Raw genomic sequence first — 20707 nt, 5'->3', positions numbered from 1 at the left:
AGCAAAAAACCCCTGTAAAAACAGGGGTTTTTATTGCGCTGAAGGCGCTGTTAGATTGGCGAAGTTGTGGGTTCTGGTGCTGGGATATCAGTTGGAATCTCAACAATAAACAGGTTATCGCTGCCTGTCGAATCCAGCCAATCACTTGCCGGTGCACCCGGATCACCTAAATCTGGGAAATCGAAGAACGGATCAACTGCCGAGTCAATTGCAGCCAAATTCTGTTCAATCGTTTCCAAAATTTGCTCTTCCGTGAATGGTGTTGGCGCAGGTGAATGACTGTCTGGTAGTTCTTGTCCTACTGTACCTGGCGTTGTCTGTACTACATCATTACCAGCACCACCGATCACAGTGTCGCCTAACGTTGTTTTGAAGGTATCGTCATACGAACCACCCAACATCACATCATTGTTAGCTCCACCATCGAGGGTATCGTTTCCTGAACCACCTAATAGTGTGTCGTTCCCTGTTCCACCATTCAGATTGTCATTGCCTGTTCCTCCAGACAAAATATCTTGTCCAGCTTGGCCAAGGATTGTGTCATTACCTGCTCCACCATCCATAATGTCATTACCATTACCGCCTTCGATACTGTCGTTACCATCGCGACCTGCGATTTTATCATTGCCATCGCCACCATAAACACTGTCGTTATCACTGCCAGCATCGATGACATCGTTGCCACTTTCACCATAGAGCTGATCACTACCACTACCTCCCATGATGGTATCGTTGCCTGCTCCGGCTTTAACAGTATCGTTACCCGCACCTGCATCGATGTTGTCATGACCGGTACCAGCAGTGATTGAATCATTGCCATCACCACCGGCAACAGTGTTGTTGCCATCACCGGCATTAATTGTATCGTTGCCAACACCACCATCAATGCTATCTGCACCATCACCTGCATTGATAGTGTCATTTCCAACACCACCAATTAGGGTATTGTTACCTGCTCCAGTAACGGTAATGCCATCGTTACCACTGCCACCATCGACAGAGTTATTACCACCATCGGCTGATAACGTGTCATTACCATCTCCGCCAATGATCGTATTATCACCACCACCTGCATTGATAACATCATTGCCAGAACCGCCATCAATACTATCGGCACCCCCGCCGGCATTAATCGTATCGTTACCAGTGCCGCCGGTAATCGTGTTCGAACCATTACCTGTTGTGGTGATTTTATCGTTGTCGTTACCGCCATCGATGATGTTATTACCAGTACCTGTAGTAATGGTATCGGTACCATCTCCACCTTGAATGGCGTTGTTTCCAGTCCCAACCGTAATGGAGTCGTTACCAGTCCCTCCGTCTATGGTGTTATTACCCGATCCCGCTGTGATGATATCGTTACCAATTCCCCCCACAATCGAATTATTACCATCAGTCACTGTAATTCGATCATCTCCATAGCCACCATCAATCGTGCTATTGCCTGTTCCACCGGTAATACTGTCATTGCCGATGCCGCCGATGATGCTGTTATTTCCGCTACCGCCAGTGATAGTGTCGTTACCAGAGCCAGCATCGACCGTGCTATTACCACTCCCTAGGGTAATTTTGTCGTTACCTGCACCACCCTTGATAGTGTTGTTGCCATCACCAGAGTTCACATCATCATTACCTGCTCCGGCATCGAGTACATCGTTACCTGCACCACCCTGCAATGTATCGTTACCAGCTCCACCGATTAGGATATTGCTTTGGTCATTGCCAATTAAGCGGTCGTTTCCTGAGCCGCCGGTCAGGTTTTCAATTCCATCAAGAATGGACGTTTTGCCATCGTGGGTTGCTTTTCCGGTGGTCAAATCTGCTGTGACATTTTTAGTCAGATTTTCAAACGAAGCAGTATCACTGCCACTTCCACCCGTTAAGGTGTCTTGGCCACCACCACTGATCAAAGTGTCGTTACCGGCATTGCCTTCTAACAGGTTATCCTCTGCATTGCCTTCTAAGCGGTCACTGCCCGCACCACCAATGAGGTTTTCGACATCAGACAACTCATCTTTACCTGCTTGGCTACCAGATGCCTTATTAGAAGAGAGAGAAGCATCTACGGCAGAGGTATTGTCAATATACGATACCGTGTCGCGGCCAGTACCACCACGCAGGGTGTCATTACCGGTACCGCCCATTAAGGTATCATTACCTGCGCCACCGTCCAACGTATCGCGACCCGCACCACCAGACAGCAAATCATTCCCATCACCAGCAGCCAAACTATCGTTACCGACACCTCCATCTACTGTGTCATCACCGGTGCCTGCGTCAATGGTGTCATTCCCTGCATTGCCCTGCACGCTGTCGTTGCCTGCTCCTGCATCGATACTGTCATTGCCAGCATTGCCTTGAATAGTGTCATTGCCAGCACCACCCGAGATAGTGTCATCATCATCTACTGTAGGTTGTGGAGTGGCTCCCAGCAGAGGGTTGCTGCTAATCACATTGCCAGCGGGGTCACTTCCGCCCCCACCAAACACCAAGTCATTACCATCGCCAGCATCAATACTATCTTTACCTGCACCCCCACGTAAGGTATCGTCGCCCCCCAGTCCAACGATAGTATCGTTGCCGGTACCTCCAGAGATCACATTGGAATTGTTATTGCCAATTAATGTGTCATCCTGACTACCACCAATCAGGTTATTGATATCAGTTAATACATCCTGATCCACTGTGCCGTTGGTTTGGGTTGCTGTTGCAGCGCCAGTGGTTAAGTTGGCATTCACTGCAACATTATGGTCAGCATAAGAAGCCGTATCGTTACCACCGCCGCCGATTAAGGTGTCACTGCCACGACCGCCGGTGAGACGGTTATCTCCGCCATCACCAGTCAATTTGTCATTACCGGAGCCACCAATGAGATGTTCTATTGCGACTAAGTCATCAACATCGTTACCGGTGATACCTTTATCAGTTTGCAAATTGGCATCGACATCTTCGCTGTGATCGTCATACGAAGCCGTATCTCCACCCCCACCACCATCGATAGAGTCGCTACCTTTACCTCCGCGCAGGAAATCATCACCGCTCCCCCCAAGCAGCGTGTCATTTTGACTGCCGCCATAGAGCTCATCGGCACCAGCGCCACCTTTCAAAACATAACCTTGGTCGTTGGCTGCTTGTAACACGTCACTATCGCCGTAAACTTTGCCAAGCGTATCCAAAATACCGGTATTGATGACTTGCTCAGTTTCGGTATTGGTGGTGGCGGTTTGGGTATGACCAGCGATAATTTCGCCTTTTTCGTCATAAACATTAACGAGGGTCGTTGTTGTTTCTTTTACCACTACGGTCGATTCACCTGTATCGACAGCCTCAGCTTTACCATCACCATTGGCATCAATGGTCAGATGGAAATTGGTTTGCGCTTGATCGCCATCACCATCGGTTACCGTTGCAGTAAACGAAATTGTCACATCGTAGGCTTTGGTTGTTGTCGTTGTGGTTTGGGTTTGTTTGGTAGCGTCAACCTTAATGTCTTGTTGTTCCTGGTATTGGTATTTCACCCCAACACCAGCCACTGAAAAACCATCTGCGCTGGTTTTATCAGTTGGATCAACTTTTTCCATCTGTACATAGACTTTGTCGATGCCGTTACTATCGGTGACGTTCACCGTTTCGCGAGTATCAACATTATTGCCTTGTGTCGCCGTACCAATCTTTTCTGCGCTGACTTTAAGGCTGCCATCTGCATTTAACTCAGTACCCAACAAGGCTTTTTCATTCGAGCCAAGTTTGGTGGTTGTTACAGTTACCTCCGTAATTTTGATACCGCCTGTTGGATCCAGGTCGATAATTAAACGCTCGCCTTCATCACCGTCGTCATCACCTTTATTTGTTGGATCGTCATTATTGATTTGACGGTTATCAATGCCAACCAATGAACCGCCTGTTTGACCGTCGCTACTGGCATTAATTTGTTCGACAGCTGTTGTATCGGTAAAACCTTGTGCCGTTGAACTATCCTTTTGTGCCGATAGAGTGATATCAACGGTGCCAATCGATTTACCCGAGCCATCGACTAGGTCAACATTCGTGAGTGCTTTTTGATCTTCAGGTTGATTAGTCAGTTTATCGAGTGGTAACTCGACAGTTTTTTCTACTGTTACCGTTTGCGTACCGGTGGTAATTTTTGTTTCTTCAGTGGTGGTGGTTTTCGATTCCTCTTTCACTTCATAGGCATCGACCTGACCCTTCATTTCAACCGTGTACGAACCTTGGTTCGGCTTGACGGTGAACACAACCTCACCTGAGGTTTCTTTGACTGCACTGACCAAACCATTGGCATCAGTTTTATAGACTAAGCGATCACCGCCAGAAGTGACATAAATCGCATCACCATTGGCTGCAACACCCGTGACATATTTCACCTCGGCTATTTCACCGCCTGCAGCTTGCTTGCTGTGTGTCAGCGACGTGTCTTTGCCATCATTTGGGGAGGTATCTGCAAACGGTTTCACCGCTAGCGTATCACCCTCAATCTTGGTCTCTTTCCAACCATCGGCACCAATGGCGACATTCAAACTCGCCGTTGCACTGGTATCCGTTTGGTTCGCAATGACTACGTTTTGTGATAGACCTGCCTCAGGGGCATCGTCTTGCACCTTAACGTTAAAGCCTTGCTTTTCAACAGTGCCATCAGCAGTTTTCTTTTCGGCAACAAACTGTAAGAACAAATCTTCGTTTTTGCCGGCAACAGGATCGTTATTGTTGTGATCGATGGCGCCTTTCAGCTCAACTTGGTATTCGCCCGTTGCTTTATCCATGGTCACCGCAACGACAGCCTCACCGCCTGCTTTCGTCCCGACTAAAATGGTATTGCCATCGCTGTCGGCGGATTTACTCCATTGCACCTCTTGGCCGCCAGAGGTGATTTTTTGCATTGGAGCGTTGATGTCGTACTCTGCTGCACCCATGCCAAGTTTGCCCTGTGAGTTAGCCAGTTCAGCCTTCTCATCGTAGCTAAATACTTTCGGGAACCAATCAGCATTACCACTTACCAAACCATCTTCGTGCACCGTGGCAACGTTTTTATCATAGGTTTGATTGAGATTGATCGTCAGGTTTGCACTGTCGGTATCACCGTCACCATCGGTTAACTGATATTGGAAAACCTCTTGTGTGTTTTCGGCCACTTCACCGGTGTAGGTCATGCCCTTCACCAGATAGTTACCGCCACTACCCGTGGCCTGATCTTGATTGACCTGATTTGAGGTTAATACTAAGTTTTGGAACAAAATTGGGTTGCCATCAATGCCGATGACTTCAATTTCGGCTGTGCCATCGGCATTCAGCAAACCATTTTGGCCACCGATATAGCCTTCACCGACTTTATTGCCCTCAGCATCAAATGCCTCCCAGCGGGCGGCTTCCGACTGATCAAGGTTGTCTAGTTTGACTTCAGCACGAACTACATTGCCATCAAACTTCACACCCACCGATTGTGTTTGGCCCACACCCACACCACCACCTGTTGTGACAGAGGCATCTGCCGGTGTAGTGTCCTGACCGTTGCTATCGGTGACATTGAGACTGGTGTTTTGATTGGTGACACGCCCGCTGTCTGTGGTAACAGCCTGATCGGCATAAGGGCTGTTGTTGCCGTAGCCTTCAATTGTCACACCGCCAGCAGTGATCTTACCGTCGGCACCGACGGTGGCTTGCGATAAATCGACACTGTTTTCTTTACCGGTATAGGTATAGACATAGCTACCATCTGCGTTCATGGTCAGTTGGCCATGCTCGCCTGCGACTTGCAACCCGTCGGCATTACTCTCATCAGAGGTCGAGCCAAAGCTGATTTTAGTGACTTTCGCACCATCAGCTCCGAGAGCATCTTTACCAGTATCACCGCTGGTTGTTGCAGCACCGGTGATTACATTGCCATCTGTTTTGTTACCCAGTTGACTGCCACTGATTTGCACACTATCGGTATCGTCTTTGGCAACAGCGGTATCGTCTTCTACGGTAACAGTCATGGCTAATTTGTCTGTTAATCCGCCGGTTTTATCTGTTGTCACCAATTCGAATTTGAGACTGGTTGTATCCGAGTCTGAAGAATAAGCGTCACCCACTTTCGGATGGTCAATTGCCCCTTTGAGTTCAACATTCGCCGTATAGGATTTTTGACCATTCTGGTAATCACCCGTTACGGTGACTTCCAACACCGGCTTAGCCGTATCAGCATTACCATCAGATCCTTTTACATAACCTTTGGCGACGGCACCTTCGACCACCCACACGACATCCTCACCTCCGGAAGTGAGTTTGGGCAATACGGAGGGATTGAAAGTAACGGTTGGTTTGTCAGTTACATCTGGATCGGCGATGCCAAAATCTTGCTTCCCAGAGGTGGTTTTTGCCCCTTCCCATTCAGCGACATGACCTGTGCTCAGCGCATCTTCCTGTACATTGAATGTTAAGCTGTCATTATTCGCATTGGAAAAATGAGAAACCTCACCTTCATCTTCATTGCCGTCTTTATCGCGGTCGATGAAAAGCTTTTCGACCTTATCGCTGCCAACAATAAATTCGGGTGCGTCGTTTGCGCCTTGCACCTTGACCGTGACATTTGCCGTGTCAGTATCCCCATCAGCATCTTTCATCTGATAGTTAAACTGTTCGGTGATTTCTTCACCTTCTAATAGTGCTTTGGCCAATAGGTCCGAGGTATAGGTTGCTGTGCCATCTTGGTTAATACTGAACTCACCGTAGTACTTATTTCCGCCTGTAGCATCGTTACCTGTTTGACCTTTCGCAACAAACGTGTCTCCTGAGAGATCGGTTTGAGCATAGCTGCGATCACCGCCCTCACGATTAAAGGTCACTGCTGCTTTAGCACCGTCTTCTTTCCCTTCATGGGCATCATTGGCTAAAACATTAATGTTACTGTTGTTTGATTTCGAGAGATCAACAACCAAACTGTCATCAACAGCAGCAGGCCCGCTGTCTTGGAAATAAATTTGTTTGCCCAGATCAAAAGAAGCGACATTCGATTGATCAAGGTCGTTATCCGTCGCTTGTGCAGTGAGACGAATGACATCCGAACCGATGGTCGTCAATTCGTGCGGATCATTAGACTGATGGACCACCGCGCGGAACTGCTCAATCGATACTTCACCGGTGGTTTTATCTACCTCGACCGCAAATACTTTCTGTTCTTTGCCATCGACAGTTACATAACCAACTGCCTGACCATCCACTAATTTCACTTGTACAACTTGACCAGACGCAGAATCTTTTAAGCCGGAGTCCGTTTTGGCAATTTGTAAACCAAAGGACTTACCACCGCTGTCAAGCTCGCCATCGGCACCAAAATTGAATTGGAATTTACCAGCTAAAGCGGTATCGCCGAGATCTTGATCGTTATCAACACTGCTCCCCGCTGAGGCATCACTGTCTTTGACATGCAGGGTCATACCACTCCAAGACAGTTTTAGGTTGAGATCATCAAAATCTTTATCCGAACCTGTCCCATCTTGTGCTGTGACTTTTAAATCTTCCCAGTTAAAATTGCCGCCCAGTTGTGTACCAATCGAGGTACCGGAGCTTGTGCCTTGAACGTGCGATTGCCCATCACTATTGAGCTTGCTATCCGAGAAAAATACTTGGCCATCGGCAGTCTTGATTTGAGTATTACCAAGCTGAGCAACCCACGTATCCCCTTGTTTAGTGAAAGAAAGCTTGGAGCCTGCATCTAGCATCTGCAATGATGACAGGTTTGTTGGATTGGTTAAGTCATAAGGCAGCAGGAAAAAGCCGACTTGGTCAGGTGTCACACCTTCTGGTAAGGCAATATTGAACGGTGACATACCTTCGCTTGGTGTATCCCACAACAAGGTGCCTTCAGTTGGGTTACCATTCGCATCTTTGACATACCAACCGAAACCGTGATCGTACTTCGCTTCGCCACGGCCCATATACTCAATGGTTAAGTTTGCTGCTGGTGCTTGGGTATTATCTACGGTCACCACGGGTACATCATCGCCGAAGGCAATTCGCCCCCCTAAATCAAGTTCAGCGACCGCCTTGTCATCATCTCCATCGGTTGCTGTGGCAACCACTTTTAATGCACCATTGGCCAGAGATTGTAATTCGTCACCCCCCCCTGGTTTACCGTCAGGGGCATCATGCTTAATGGCGCCTTGTTGCGTTAGCACGACTTCACCGGTTGCAGCATCGATTTTTAGTGAGAAAATTGCATCACCATTTTCACTACCAGCACGACCAACTACCTCTCCCGTGACGGGGTCGGTATAGAGTTTGATGTCACTTCCGGTTGCAGTGTCCTTAAGTCCGCTATCAGCACCCTCCTCGAATTGGAAGCCATATCGCATGCCATCAGCAATGGGTTTGCCATCGGCATCAACAGCCATTTTTTGGCCATCACCACCAAAGTTGACAGTGAAACTGGTTTGGAAAGCACCTTTATCCGCTGCTTGTGGTGCACCAGTACCGTTCTGTAAACCAGAGTCACGTTGGACCAAGCTAGGGCCTTGGTCTTGCAAGGCAGCGAGGCTCGGACCGTCATCTTGAAAGGCAATCCGACTGCCTAAATCGATCTCTGCCGCTGCCGTATCCGCATCACCATCGGTTGCGGTGGCGACAATTTTCAGTGCATCTTTTGCCAGTGATTGCAGTTCGTCAGCACCGCCTGCTTGACCATCAGGGGCGCTGTGTAGGATGGCGCCTTTTTGGGTCAGAGTGACTTCGCCGCTGGTGCTGTCGATTTTCAGGGAGAAGATGGCGTCACCATTGGCGTTACGGCCTTCGACTTCGCCAGTCGTTGTGTTGGTGTACAGTTTGATGTCGCTACCGGTGGCGGTGTCTTTCAACCCACTGTTAGCGCCTTCATCAAATTTGAAACCATATTGCATGCCATTAGCGACCAACTGAGCTTGATCACCTTGGCCAACCACGGTCATTTTTTCACCATCACCGCCAAAGCCCACTTTGAACGAGGCTTTAAACTCACCCGTCGCGGCATCTTGTTGGCCAAGCGTGCCGTTAGCGAGACCTGCATCACTCTGGATAAATTGTGGTGCTTGGCTTTCTTCCGCCGCAATGCTTGGGCCATCATCCGTAATGGTGATACCGATTTTGCCACTGGTCACGACATTGCCGTTGTTAATCACCTGAGTCACAAAATCATCAGGCAAGGCATTGTCTTGACCTTGTGTTTTATCGTGTTTGACTGCACCGTCTAGTTGATACTCATATTGGTATTTACCATCCACGAAGGACACGGTTAATTTACCGTGCTGTCCTTCAACGACCACCGGCCCACCATCACGACTCAGCTCAACGGCTTGGCCATTTTTATCCAAAATAACCAGCTTATCCCCACCAGCAGAACCGGGGGTAAAAGTGAACGTGCCAGTTGTTTTCTCTGTGTCTAGCTCGGCTTCGCTTCCACCTTGGTCTAGCGCTTTTTCTTCTACTTCACTTTGTGCAGAAGATAAGTTCGGCGGGGTCGGAGCCGGTTCAGGTATGGGACGAGCCGGCGGCTCTGGCTTTTCCGGTTCCTTTGGCGTATCTGGTGTTGGCGTAGGGGCTGGCTCAGGTGTCGGGACCGGTGTTGGTGTAGGTTGCGGCGTAGGCACTGGTTCAGGCGTAGGGGCTGGTTCAGGCGTAGGCACTGGTTCAGGTGTAGGCACTGGTTCAGGTGTAGGCACTGGTTCAGGTGTAGGCACTGGTTCAGGCGTCGGGACCGGTGTTGGTGTAGGTTGTGGCGTTGGGGTGGGTTGAGGTGTCGGAACCGGTTCGGGTGTCGGTACTGGCGTTGGAGTGGGTTCTGGATCAGGTGTTTCTGTGGTTTCAGGCGTCGGTGTTGGCGTGGGTTGAACGTCAACAATTGGATCTAGCACCGGATCAAGCTGGGTCGTTGAGTTTTGCTGTTGATCAGGGACAGAAAACGCCATGGCTTGTAAATCGCCGGCTAAGGCTGAAGCCACGACTGATTCATTGGCATCTCCAGCGTCTGCCAAACGTTGTTCTGCTGCGCTTTCTGGTACTTCAACCATCAACTGTTGAGCGACTTCAACCGGATTGGCAACAAAACCACGAGTCAAAGCTTGTGCTCGGGTACCTGTGGTTTCCCCTGCTGCAGAAGAAAAGCTTTGTGAAAGCACCGTGTTTTCGGTGGGGACATAACCTGTTGCCAACTGTGCCATTTCAAAACTGGCTTCCAGTTGACGCTTACTCATCATAATTTGGTCTAACGCTTCATCCCGCGCCGCTGCTTCAATATTTTGTGCAGCAGGATCGTCAGCCAAATTCACCGCACCTACGTCACGCGCTAAGGTGGTGAGTTCTTCGTTTAATTGGTGATCGTTATCGACGTTTGGGTTATTGACATTATCCATGATTCACTGCACTCCTGAATTGAAGCAAGGTTAGCGGGCTGACACGCCACGCTTTTCCTAATAGAAACAGTCCTCTTCCGTCATCTTAAATGCAAATCGGGTTGAGCGCATCTATTTTTTAATGCGTTAAATTTTTCGCCATACGGTTTAAAAAACAGAGCTGAAACAAAAAGAAGAATCGATTTTATCTTGGTAGAAACGTCTAATTCACAGAAAACAAAAAAAACGCTTTTTGCCTTCAGTAATAAAATCTATTTATGGCTAAAACTTGTCTTCTGAAGATAATAATGTGCCAGGTTCTTCAATGTCGGGGATGACCATTTCGTGAACCACCAGATCAAAAAACAAATCGTGTTCGCGATCGGCTTGATGTTCGGCCTGGCTAACTGCCTCTTGTAATTCCGCGCTGGACAAAGGGGAGACAGCAAGACGGACCTTAAAACACTGCGCGAGCTGTTTTTTCTTGCGGCGGATCATGGCATTTCCTTTTGACGTTCATACGAACAGCATCGTAAGCCAATTGACGCTAACTGATTTTTATCACACGTCATCTGACTAAACGCAAGGAAACCAGTATCACTTTGTTAAAAGAGAATGTTGTTGCGCTGAAAGTGTGGCCCATTGACCACAGGCTAAATCAGGTGGAAGCATAAGCGCACCAATTGCCTCGCGATGCAAAGCCACGACGCGATTGCCTACCGCGGCCAGCATCCGCTTCACCTGATGGTAGCGCCCCTCGGTAATCACCAAACGCAATTGGTGGGAATCGACCTGTTCTGCGGCTTGAGCAAACACAGGGTGAGGATCATCACGCAATACCACCCCCGCCAACAAATCCGCCAACATCTTGGGGGTGAGCGCATGGGCCGTGGTGACCAGATAGGTTTTCGGAACGTGATGTTTTGGCGAGGTTAAAGCATGATTGAGAGCGCCGTCATCGGTCAGCAATAACAGTCCAGTGGTGTCTTGATCTAAGCGACCGACACACTGTAAGCCTCGTTGACGCAAGCGGATTGGCAATAGTTGATGGACGGGAGGGTGGTGGCTGGGGTTGTGGGAACACTCGACCCCAGCCGGTTTATGCAGCAACACCGTCAGCTTGGTTTGGCTGAACCATTGTTCATCGTTAAAAGATAACAAAGTGCCATCGCGGGGAAATGTTTGCTGCGGATCGGTGACCGGCTGTTGGTTCACCGACACCGCTCCCGCCATAATCCAACCACGGCATTCACGCCGGCTGCCAAGCCCTTCGGCTTGTAGCAGGCGCTCTAGGGTAACAACTGACATCGCTTATAGTGCACCATAAGAATGTAGGCCAGACAGGAACATATTCACGCCAATAAAGGCGAAAGTGGTCACAAAAAGACCAATAATGGCCCACCACGACAACACTGCACCACGCCAACCTTTTACTAACCGCACATGCAACCAAGCGGCGTAGTTAAGCCATACAATCAACGCCCAAGTTTCTTTCGGATCCCAGCTCCAATAGCCGCCCCACGCATCGGCTGCCCACATTGCGCCGAGGATGGTCGCAATCGTGAAGAATAAGAATCCAACCGCAATCGCGCGGTACATCACTTCTTCCATAATATCGGCACTGGGCAGTCGGTCTGCCAAAACACCACGCGATACAAGGCGTTCGGCAATCCCCAACATGGCAGCAATGGCAAAGGCACCATATCCAATAAAATTAGTTGGAACATGAATTTTCATCCACCAAGACTGCAGGGCAGGGATAAGCGGTTGAATTTCATGCGCCTGACGATCAAAGGTGTACCACAAGATGAAGCCGACGGCAGCACAGATAATCGGCAGCACAAATGCCCCCATCCGACGTGTTGCCACCCGCTCTGCGTAGTAGAGATACATCAAGGCAGTGATTAAACAAAACAGCACAAAGACTTCGTACAGATTCGACACTGGAATATGGCCGATATCAGGAGAAATCAGATAGCTTTCGTCCCAGCGGACAAAAAGCCCCGTCAGTCCCATGACCGAGGCAGCCCAAGTTAATCCCGTCGCGAATTGTTCTAGGAAGGCCGAGCGTGAAAATAATGCGGCCCAAAACACGGCCATAGCGAGGAAAAACAAGGTGCACATCCACATAATCGCCGATTGTGACGACAGCAGATAGCGCAGGAAAAACCGACTTTGGCCTTGGTTAATATCTCCTGCATAAAGCGCAATCGCAGCAAGGGCTAAGGCTCCCGTTAAAGGAAAAAACCAGCGCCACGATTTCCAAAACCAACCTAAAGCAATCAAGCCGAGCGTGCTGCCAATCAAAATGGAGTGCTCATAAATATCCATATACTGGCCATATTGCTGCTCGGCCACCACTGCCGCCACCACAATCAGGGCAGCATAGAGCCAATCAAATACATCCAACCGCTTTTGGTTGGTGTTCAGTTGCGAATGAACCAATTCCATTTAGGCTTTTCCTTGCACGATTTCCAATAAACGAGCCTGATGACGGGCAAAATCTTGCTCGAGGTCGCGGTTTTTGCGGTTACTTGATACCGCTAGGCGTGTATCTTGTGCGCCAAGACGAACCCATACTCGCACCTCACGGATATAGAACATACACAAGATTCCCAAAACCAAGATTAAGGAACCGAAGTAGACGACATTTTTTCCGGGAGAACGAGTGAGCTGTAACCCTGTGGCTTGGACTTGTTCAAAGCCAGAAAGTTGTAGGAAAACTGGCGAACCGTAGTCACGCACTAAAATCCCTGCGGCCACCAAGCTATCTAGCAAAAAGCGGTAGTTATTTTCGTTAAGTTGAAACGGGGCAAGGCCAGCACGCTGATGTGCAATTTCCATCATGTCCACCACGACCGCCTGCAAAATCTTGATATAGGTTTGCCCCACTTCGGCTTGTTTATCCGCTGGCACTCGCGCTTGCACAAATTCATCTAAAGCACGGAATCCCCCCTCATGGAAACGATTGAGGACAAATTCAACGCTAAATTGAAATTGTTGTTGCATCTCGGGGCTAATAGACGAACCCGCTAACGCCTTCGCAGCCGCGCGGCGAGCAATCTCAGGATACAGGCTTGTATCGTGCAAAGTGGCATACAGCCGCATAAAGCTTTGCAGCGAGCCTTCTTGATCCAACGGTAGGCGCAAATAGGAGAATGGTTGACCGACTTCTTTACGTACACCGGTCACGATATAACTGCGCCCTTCTAAAACCAACGGCGACATATACGTGTGATATTCAAACGCCTGACCTTGATTATCACGTAGTTTGAATTGAATGGTCGGGCCGGCATTAGCGAGGTTTTTCTCGTGTTGCACGCTTTGCGCTTGTGACAGCAATTCGTTAAAAGTTTTGTTCACTGCAACGGTGGAGTTGTCGCGCATGTCTTGGATATTAAAAACACGCAACTCACCAAACTCAAGCGAATACGGTTTGCCATTGGCAATCAACGGTTGTTGATTCATTGATCGCCCCTCAACCTTGATCGGGCCCATTGCTGGTGCCGCGAGGTTCCATGCGGTCAGTGCTAGGGGGGACCCACCATCCCCAAAGCTGGCCTGATAAATGGCCACACCATCGACATGCACTGGATGGTTCACTTTGACGGTTTCTTCTCGGGTCTTACCGCTGGCCTTATCGGTAATCACAATATCGCTGGCAAAGAGCTTTGGCATCCCTGTTGGATAGTACTCAACACGGAATTTCTTCAGGGTGATGATAAAGGGTAAATCCTGTACCAAATAGCCCCGCCCTGCATTCAAAAATACTACATCGGCACTGCTGTTTTCTGGGATAGTGACATTGCCACGAAAAGAGAGATTGCTCGTAGAGAGACGACTTTCTGCAGGCACTTGGCCTTGTGGAATATCGCGAGTTTCGGGTCGAATGGTGCCGACAAGTTCACCGATTTTGAGTGGCAAATTGCCATCCATGAGGCCACCAATACAGATCACCACCAACGCAATGTGGGCAAAGAAATAGCCTAATTTATTGCCTGCCCCACGCTTACCGACCACCATGGTTGAGCCATCTTCGCGTTGGGCGGTTTTGATTGCAAATCCTTGGCTAGTTAGGTAGGCCTGTACTGTTTCGGGTGTGCCTGTACCTTGGAGTAGGGCAGTATGGCTCATGGCTGCCAGCGAACGCTCGGAAGCATGCTCACGCCACCCGCGCATTTCTTTGAGAAAGCCGGGGGTGTTGCGCCAGATGCACAAGCTGGTGGAGAGCACCAAAAACGCTAACAGAATTAAAAACCATGCCGAGTGATAGACATCAAACAGCCCCAGCCATTCAAATACTGTGAACCAAAACTGACCAAATTCAATCACGTAGTTTGGATAGGGTTGGTTTTGTTGCAATACCGTACCGATGACCGAAGCAATCGCCAAAATGGTGAGTAAACCAATGGCAAAGCGCATAGAACTCAGTAAGTCAAACAGCGAGGCCCAAAAAACCGTAGAGCGAGTAGGTGTTTTCATAGTCATCAAAATGGAAAGAAGGGAGAGCCGCCAAGGCGTGCTCCCCCCTCTGATTGCCAAACTCGGGTTAAGTTGCGCTTAACGCAGGCCAGCAATATAGTTTGATACCGCTTTGATCTCAGCGTCGGTCATGCGCGAAGCAATATCCATCATCACGTTATTGTTAGCGCGTTCGCCTTTCTTAAACGCCAACATTTGTGCTTCGATATAACCCGCATGTTGTGCACCTAAGCGAGGGTATTCAACAGGAATCCCCGCACCGGTTGGACCGTGGCAAGCCATACAGGCAGGCACTTTAGACGCTGCAATCCCACCACGGAAAATCTTGCCGCCAGCCTCTTGCAACTTAGCATCAGGGGCTTCACGTGGCTTTAACTTTTGCTGAGAAAAGTACGCAGCCAAGTTTTTCATGTCATCATCTGACAAAGCAGCGGTCATCCCCAACATAATAGCGTTGTTACGCTTGCCGGTTTTAAACTCGACTAACTGCTTATACAGATACTCTGGGTGTTGGCCAGCCAGGACAGGGTTGGCCGCTGCCACGCTGTTACCGTCCACGCCGTGACATGCTGCACAGACCTGTTCGGCAATCGGCTTGGCGGCTGCCGCATTTGCCGGCTTTGTGCTAACTGCCGGATTGGCAAATGCAGCGCTGGCGCTTACCAGCCCGACCGCTGCCAACAGCATAGAAACTCTCATGGTTGCTCCTTGATTTTTCGCCTGAATCTTGTGGCACAGATGATAGCTATAAACCCGCGATTCTATACCAACTGACTTGACCATTCACCATGTCTCTTTTCCAAAACGCTCGTTTTCACATTACCGTTAACCACTTGAAGGATCTTCCTGACACTGGAGCCGAGATTGCTTTTGCCGGCAGATCCAATGCTGGCAAGTCCAGCGCCCTGAATACGATGGCCAATCGTACGCGTCTGGCATTCGTTTCTAAGACTCCGGGACGAACCCAACACATCAACTATTTTGACCTCGATCAAAACCGTTTTTTGGTGGATTTGCCCGGCTATGGCTATGCACAAGTCCCCGAAGCAGTCAGAACGCATTGGGTGGCGCTGTTAGGGCGCTATCTCCAAACTCGTCAACCGCTGATTGGGTTGTTGTTGATTATGGATGCACGGCATCCATTGAAGGACTTAGACTGGGCAATGCTGGATTTTTTCCGCACTACCGGTAAGCCCGTGCATATTTTGTTGTCCAAATCGGACAAATTAAACCAGCAAGAGAAGCAAGAGACTTTGCGTAAAGTCAGAGCGGCCCTACAAGACCGGCCTGAAATCTCTGTGCAATTGTTCTCAAGCTTGAAAAAACAGGGTATTACCGAAGTAGAGGCCGTGGTGGAACGTTGGTTCGCACATCACGCCGAAGAACAAGCCTCTCTGCAACGTGGCATGGAAGCGGCTCGCGATGAGGCTGCAGAGGGCGATGAAGTGGCTGATTCATAACACGGTTTCAGGTGGACATCGTTGATAGCACGAAAAAATAGCAAAATAGCGGCGCTAATTGGTGTTGTTCTGCAAAAACTTGTGCTATCTCCACTAAAATAGCTTTCCTTACTAAGAATCCTGTCTGAACTATGACCCACGCTACTCACCTTCCTGATGATGAACACCGCCTCTTTGCTGGCATCAGCCAACTTGCCCCTGCTTTACCTGCAGTGGCCTTTGATGCAGCGTTGTTTGCCACAGATCGGCAGCGTTATGAACGAGGGTTGCTAGCGTGGTTGCGTGGCGCAGATCCAGCAGGACTTAAAATCATGCGCGATTCGTTAGAGCGCGCGGCACGCCATGAACCTGATCCGGTATTAGCGGGGTTTTGGAAACTAGCCAGTATCAATGTTGACACGTTTGCCGGTGATCACAGTGAGGGAGCGCGCTTGTTGCCTGCGCAGTTGGCACGGCAGCTGAAAAAACGGGGCGATGACAGCCAGCCTTATTCCCCGCCGGTATCGTTAGCGCGTCAGCTGTGGGAGCGTTTGTATCAACAAGAACATCATCCAGCGGTTGAAGCCAGTCTGGCTTTATTGGAGATTGGTGCCGATCATGCCGCCAGTTTGTTAGAGCAACTGGAAGATGAAAGTTTGCCAGCCGACACACCGTTATTGGTGGAGGAACCACCAACAGCGGTAAGTGTTGCACCTGCACAACACATTCGCCCAACGCCACCGCGTATTTCTGCCAGTGCAGCGGTTGTAGCGGCTTTTGCAACCACCGCTGCGGCCTCTGCACCCGTACCTGAGCCGGTGTCTGAGCCAGTACCTGAGCCAGTGCCTGAGCCAGTGCCTGAGCCAGTGCCTGAGCCAGTGCCTGAGCCAGTGCCAGTGCCAGTGCCTGACCCAGTGCCCGAGCCAGTGCCCGAGCCAGTGCCCGAGCCAGTGCCTGAGCCAGTACCTGAGCCGATGCTTGAACCCGTACCTGAACCCGTATCTGAGCCAGTACCTGAGCCAGTACCTGAGCCAGTGCCTGAACCCGTACCTGAGCCAGTACCCGAGCCAGTACCCGAGCCAGTACCCGAGCCAGTACCCGAGCCAGTGCCAGTGCCAGTGCCAGTGCCAGTGCCAGTGCCAGTGCCTGAACCGGTGCTTGAGCCCGTGCCGGCAATGTCTTTGCCGCCGGTACTAGAGGACATTCCCGAGCTAACCTTACCTGTTGAGGAAGATCCCTTGCCGGGCTATGTGCCGTATGACACGACACCGTTAACGCTGCCGCCAGCACTGGAAATCCCCGCGCCAGAGGTGCCTGCTGCTGCGATACCGGTCGCCGACATCCCTGTGCTTGAGCCCTTAGACCCCATCACAGAGTCCATTCCGACGGTAACAGATCAAAATGCACCGACAGCCCCTGCTCTACCCGCCGAGCCTCTTAAGGCGTTGGATGACTTTGCTCTAGAAGATTTTCTCAACCCCACTTTCCCAGAAGTGGCGTTGCAGCAAGTGAACACTGCGGCCAGTTTCACGCCGCCGTTAGCTCACACAATGGCAGAGGGGGAACCGGTGAGTGCGCCTCCGTCACTAGCCAGCGTTGAGATGCCCGAATCCGAGCGCAGCGAACTTCCTGCATCTGAAGCAGCTTTGCCTGCCCACGAACGTGTATTACACACAAACATTTTTTCGAGCAAAGATGCGGCCAGTAGCAGCCTGATGCCGCCCAAACATATCGACCAAGCCTATCCGCGTTTAGTGGTCATGCGTACCCTAGCGGCAGCTTTACAGTCTAATTGGGCTCGTCTTGTCGCCGGCAGTACCTCTCACTTTGGCTTATTCCGTGATGCACTGACGGTACTAGAACAAGATGCCCCTGAACTCGATAATGCGTTAATTAGCGATGCCATCAGTACACTGGTCAACATGGCTGACAATTTGCCGCTGTCTGGGCCTAGCGATTGGCAAGCCCAACATACTGCTTCTGTGCTGGCTGAATTGGGTAAAACCTTGGATCGTTTCCCCACGGCAGATGCCACAACCTTGCAACAGCTCACTGAAGCGTTGGCACAGCTCAAAGCGGGGGATCCTAATCCACCACGTTTTACTTTTGCGCCCACACCGGTTGCGTCAACTGCACCAGCCGAGCCTGACACGCCGGCCCCGATGGCCGCACCACCAGAATTACCCGTGTTAGAAAGCATCGCGATTGATGATATTCCCCATCTCAACACCCCTGTGGTTGAAGATGCCTTGGAAGACAGCGAAGGCCAAGCGGCGATTGAACATGCTGCATTTTGTGCACAATCGCGAGGTTTGTTCGCCGCCATCACCCGCGAACGGCTGACACATGGGGTGGAGTCTGCACAACGCATGGCCGCTGCTTCGCTGTTATTGGCGGAAGCCGCCGTCGTGGCAAAACAGATGGCGATTGCAGAATTAGCTGTGACATTAGCCGATACGCTGCAACGTCATGAAATTACTGGCAATCTGATTGAGTTGGTTGCCGATAGTGTCACGGTGTTGTCAGGGATGTTAGAGGAAGTGCGGCAAGGCCTACCGGCCACCCCTGCCCCCGATTTAATTGCAGCCTTGCGTGGATTATGAGTCGTCATCCCATCCATGACCTCGCTCGACAGGACAGCGGGCTAGGTCAATTACTACAACAAGCGCGCACATTTGCCCGTATGAACCAACTGTTTTTAACATTACTGCCCACCAATTTACATGGCAGTTGTCAGCTGGTTTGTGCCCGTGAGGATGGTTTGGTGGTGTTTGCCCAATCGGGGATGGCGGCAAGCAAATTGCAGCGTTTTGAACGAGTCATTTTGCAGGGCTTTGCTGCACGAGGATTGCACTTTCCGGCGGTCAATATTGTGGTAAAGCCCAAGCAGCGCGATAGGACAGCCCCTAAAGCTGTCCCAATCAGCGACCAAACCTTAGCGGAATTTGAACAGCTATCTCATCGCATTCAACATCCCAAATTGCGCGCCAGTTTGGAACAACTTACCGCCCACCACCGCCGCGCCATGCCGCCAACTTGCGCTGAATCTCCGGCAGCGCCGCTTTGGCCGCCCGCTCCCCCTCCAACATCGCCTGATGTTTTTGGTTGAAATCTGCTGCACCAATGCCCGCAATTGCAGGGCGAATCACCACATCGGCGCGGTTAAGTTCTTGTGCACTTAACTTTTGTCCCATGATGGTAAAGGTCTGATCGAGGATAGACAGTGCACCCTCTGGGCGGCTATGACCGGCTTTGCTAGAAATATCCACTGCGATCACCACATTGGCCCCCATTTCGCGTGCGGCTTCTACTGGGACTGGACTGCTTAACCCACCATCGACAAAGCGCCGTTGACCAATGACCACCGGTTCAAACACCCCAGGCACACTGCTTGATGCTCGTACCGCTTGGCCAGTATTGCCGCGTTGAAATAACACCCGTTTGCCGGTATCAAGATCTGTGGCAACCGCACCAAAGGGCTTGGCTAATTTTTCAATTGGGCGTTTGTGGACTAATTGATTGACATAGTCTTCGAGCTTTTGTCCCTTGACCACGCCGCCACTGCCAAAAGTCAAATCACGGACTTTCGACTCATCTAATCCAAAGGCCAGCGTTTGTAAGCGAAAGCCATCATAACCAGCGGCATACAGCGCCCCGACGACACTGCCAGCGCTGGTGCCGGTGACAATATGAACGGGAATGCCGGCAGTTTCCAAAACTTTAATCACCCCTACATGAGCAAAGCCCTTCGCGGCGCCCCCGCCGAGCGCCAGACCCACTTTTAACGGTGGTGGAGGCGTGGTGGACGGTGTCGTTGGTTGCAAGAGAGGGGACACATGGCCACACGCGGTCAGCATCGCTGTGGCACATGCGGCCAAAAAAAATCTTCGATTCATAGAATCTCCGCAAGGAAACCCCTGACTTGAGTCAGGGGAGGAATTGCGGGTGCGCGAAGCGCACCATGTGGTGTAAACTGTGACGCATGATTGATGTTGTCACGAAACGTAATTGCGTCTATCAAACGGCGTACCATGTGATCTGGTGCCCGAAGTATCGGCGCGACGTACTGATTGGAGCGGTGGCGGAGGAAACAGGGGCGATGCTGGATGTGATTTGTGCGGAACGGAGTTGGCCGGTGATTTCCAAGGAGATTCAACCGGATCATATCCACCTGTTTCTGAGCATCCCGCCTGCCATTGCCGTAGCCGATGCCGTCAAGGTGCTCAAGGGCGTCACGGCTCGCCGTCTGTTCCAGCAGTTCCCGGCGCTGAAGAAACGGCTGTGGGGCGGACACCTGTGGTCGCCGTCGTACTACGTCGGCACGGCGGGCAACGTCAGCACCGAGACCATCCGCCGCTACATTGAGCGTTGCGAGCATGTCACCAAGAGGCGATAAGCGATGATGCGCACGGCGTCGATTCGGCTTGATAC

The 20707-nt window shown here is 50.5% G+C and carries 11 protein-coding genes; 4 read left to right on the top strand and 7 right to left on the bottom strand.

Features of this window, described 5'->3' with window-relative positions:
* Nucleotides 1-50 precede the first annotated feature (50 nt).
* The 6 genes from ACTBZS_RS06455 to ACTBZS_RS06430 form a co-directional block, all read right to left on the bottom strand.
* Entirely contained in the window at nt 51-10376 is a 10326-nt protein-coding gene (locus ACTBZS_RS06455; RefSeq protein WP_463043607.1) for a DUF5801 repeats-in-toxin domain-containing protein, read from the bottom strand.
* Nucleotides 10377-10637: 261 nt separating this feature from the next.
* Nucleotides 10638-10853: a hypothetical protein gene (locus ACTBZS_RS06450; protein WP_463043606.1), complete on the bottom strand. Its 216-nt coding sequence runs from the start codon at nt 10851-10853 to the stop codon at nt 10638-10640.
* A 99-nt stretch (nt 10854-10952) separates the two neighbouring features.
* Nucleotides 10953-11663 carry a pseudouridine synthase gene (locus ACTBZS_RS06445; RefSeq protein WP_463043605.1) on the bottom strand — a complete coding sequence of 237 codons (711 nt, stop codon included), beginning with the start codon at nt 11661-11663 and terminating at the stop codon, nt 10953-10955.
* Nucleotides 11664-11666: 3 nt separating this feature from the next.
* Nucleotides 11667-12806: a c-type cytochrome biogenesis protein CcsB gene (ccsB, locus tag ACTBZS_RS06440; protein WP_463043604.1), complete on the bottom strand. Its 1140-nt coding sequence runs from the start codon at nt 12804-12806 to the stop codon at nt 11667-11669.
* A complete protein-coding gene (locus tag ACTBZS_RS06435; RefSeq protein WP_022654175.1) occupies nt 12807-14837 on the bottom strand; it encodes a cytochrome c biogenesis protein ResB in 2031 nt (676 codons plus the stop codon).
* 78 nt (nt 14838-14915) lie between these two features.
* Nucleotides 14916-15536, bottom strand: coding sequence for a c-type cytochrome (locus tag ACTBZS_RS06430; protein ID WP_460430447.1), 621 nt, complete (start codon nt 15534-15536; stop codon nt 14916-14918).
* A gap of 89 nt (nt 15537-15625) precedes the next feature.
* Here ACTBZS_RS06430 and yihA point away from each other — a divergent pair, with 89 nt between their 5' ends.
* From yihA to ACTBZS_RS06415, 3 genes are all read left to right on the top strand, one after another.
* On the top strand, nt 15626-16297 hold the full coding sequence (gene yihA / locus ACTBZS_RS06425; RefSeq protein WP_022654173.1) for a ribosome biogenesis GTP-binding protein YihA/YsxC: 672 nt from the start codon (nt 15626-15628) through the stop codon (nt 16295-16297).
* A gap of 131 nt (nt 16298-16428) precedes the next feature.
* Nucleotides 16429-18879 (top strand): hypothetical protein, encoded by a 2451-nt coding sequence (locus ACTBZS_RS06420; protein WP_463043603.1) that lies wholly within the window; start codon nt 16429-16431, stop codon nt 18877-18879.
* On the top strand, nt 18876-19385 hold the full coding sequence (locus tag ACTBZS_RS06415; protein WP_460430445.1) for a DciA family protein: 510 nt from the start codon (nt 18876-18878) through the stop codon (nt 19383-19385). Before ACTBZS_RS06420 ends, ACTBZS_RS06415 begins: the two co-directional genes overlap by 4 nt.
* On the opposite strand, the gene ACTBZS_RS06410 is transcribed toward ACTBZS_RS06415, so the two are convergent.
* Complete coding sequence (locus tag ACTBZS_RS06410) at nt 19279-20172, bottom strand: patatin-like phospholipase family protein (RefSeq protein WP_460430444.1); 894 nt, start codon at nt 20170-20172, stop codon at nt 19279-19281. The genes ACTBZS_RS06415 and ACTBZS_RS06410 overlap by 107 nt on opposite strands.
* 86 nt (nt 20173-20258) lie before the next feature.
* On the opposite strand from ACTBZS_RS06410, the gene tnpA reads away from it, so the two are divergent.
* The gene (tnpA, locus tag ACTBZS_RS06405) at nt 20259-20672 is read left to right on the top strand and encodes an IS200/IS605 family transposase (RefSeq protein ID WP_460429815.1); all 414 of its coding nucleotides are present in this window, start codon (nt 20259-20261) and stop codon (nt 20670-20672) included.
* Nucleotides 20673-20707 lie beyond the last annotated feature (35 nt).

This window comes from Aquaspirillum sp. (genome assembly GCF_055136605.1).
This window is presented reverse-complemented; position numbering and strand designations above follow the sequence as displayed.